Here is a 1,295-nt window from a genome sequence, read left to right as displayed (position 1 = left end):
GCCGGTGGTCACCGCCGGTGAGGTAGGCGAATCCGGGCGCGAACCCGCCGAACGCAGCGGTCCATGTGCCCGCGGTATGGGCCGTCACCACTGCCTCCTCGCTGAGGCCGGTGAGGTTCGCGACAGCGGCGAGGTCGGCGCCGTCGTACTGGACGGCGATGGATACTACGCTGTCATCCAGGGCAGGGGCTTCGGTGATGTCGAGGTGCCGGATCCGGGCTGCGATGCGCCTGGCATGGGCTGTGCTTTCGGCTGTCACGAGAACCGTCCGGGCGGCGGCGACGACGTCGATCTGGCCCGGGCTGCGCTCGCTGGTCAGCTGCGCCTGCAGGCTCAGGACCTCGGGCAGCTCCGGCAGCTCGACGAGAATGGCGCGGTCCCCGACGGCGAGGATCCTCCGCCCGGGCGACTGCGCTTCAGGCAAAACCCGCCACCGCTACTCCGGCGCGCGTCAACGCCGACCGCACGGCGGCCGCGAGATCGGCAGCTCCCGGTCCGTCACCGTGGACACAGATGCTTTCCGCCTGCACCTGCAGCAGTGAACCGTCGATGGCGCGGATGCGTCCTTCACACGCAATACGCAGGACATGCTCCTCCACTGCACCCCTGCCGTCGAGTACCGCCCCCTTCTCCCGGCGGGAGACGAGGGTGCCTGGTCACCGCCGGTGAGGTAGGCGAATCCGGGCGCGAACCCGCCGAACGCAGCGGTCCATGTGCCCGCGGTATGGGCCGTCACCACTGCCTCCTCGCTGAGGCCGGTGAGGTTCGCGACAGCGGCGAGGTCGGCGCCGTCGTACTGGACGGCGATGGATACTACGCTGTCATCCAGGGCAGGGGCTTCGGTGATGTCGAGGTGCCGGATCCGGGCTGCGATGCGCCTGGCATGGGCTGTGCTTTCGGCTGTCACGAGAACCGTCCGGGCGGCGGCGACGACGTCGATCTGGCCCGGGCTGCGCTCGCTGGTCAGCTGCGCCTGCAGGCTCAGGACCTCGGGCAGCTCCGGCAGCTCGACGAGAATGGCGCGGTCCCCGACGGCGAGGATCCTCCGCCCGGGCGACTGCGCTTCAGGCAAAACCCGCCACCGCTACTCCGGCGCGCGTCAACGCCGACCGCACGGCGGCCGCGAGATCGGCAGCTCCCGGTCCGTCACCGTGGACACAGATGCTTTCCGCCTGCACCTGCAGCAGTGAACCGTCGATGGCGCGGATGCGTCCTTCACACGCAATACGCAGGACATGCTCCTCCACTGCACCCCTGCCGTCGAGTACCGCCCCCTTCTCCCGGCGGGAGACGAG

The 1,295-nt window shown here is 70.0% G+C and carries 3 protein-coding genes and 1 pseudogene; all 4 read right to left on the bottom strand.

What is annotated here, in order from left to right; all coding sequences use genetic code 11:
* A partial coding sequence (locus Y704_RS23680) for a carboxyltransferase domain-containing protein (protein WP_035773311.1) occupies positions 1-424 on the bottom strand: 424 nt, incomplete at its 3' end.
* Entirely contained in the window at positions 417-599 is a 183-nt protein-coding gene (locus Y704_RS24210; RefSeq protein WP_253904389.1) for a LamB/YcsF family protein, read from the bottom strand. The genes Y704_RS23680 and Y704_RS24210, both read right to left, overlap by 8 nt.
* Positions 600-709: 110 nt before the next feature.
* Positions 710-1,072 (bottom strand): annotated as a pseudogene (locus tag Y704_RS0117605) (carboxyltransferase domain-containing protein); the annotation flags it as partial.
* A partial coding sequence (locus Y704_RS25485) for a LamB/YcsF family protein (RefSeq protein ID WP_035773310.1) occupies positions 1,065-1,295 on the bottom strand: 231 nt, incomplete at its 5' end. The gene Y704_RS25485 and the pseudogene Y704_RS0117605, both read right to left, overlap by 8 nt.

The organism is Arthrobacter sp. Br18 (genome assembly GCF_000520555.1).
Classification (GTDB): domain Bacteria; phylum Actinomycetota; class Actinomycetes; order Actinomycetales; family Micrococcaceae; genus Arthrobacter_D.
Note: the sequence above shows the minus strand (reverse complement) of the source record. Positions and strands in the feature narration are given on the sequence as shown.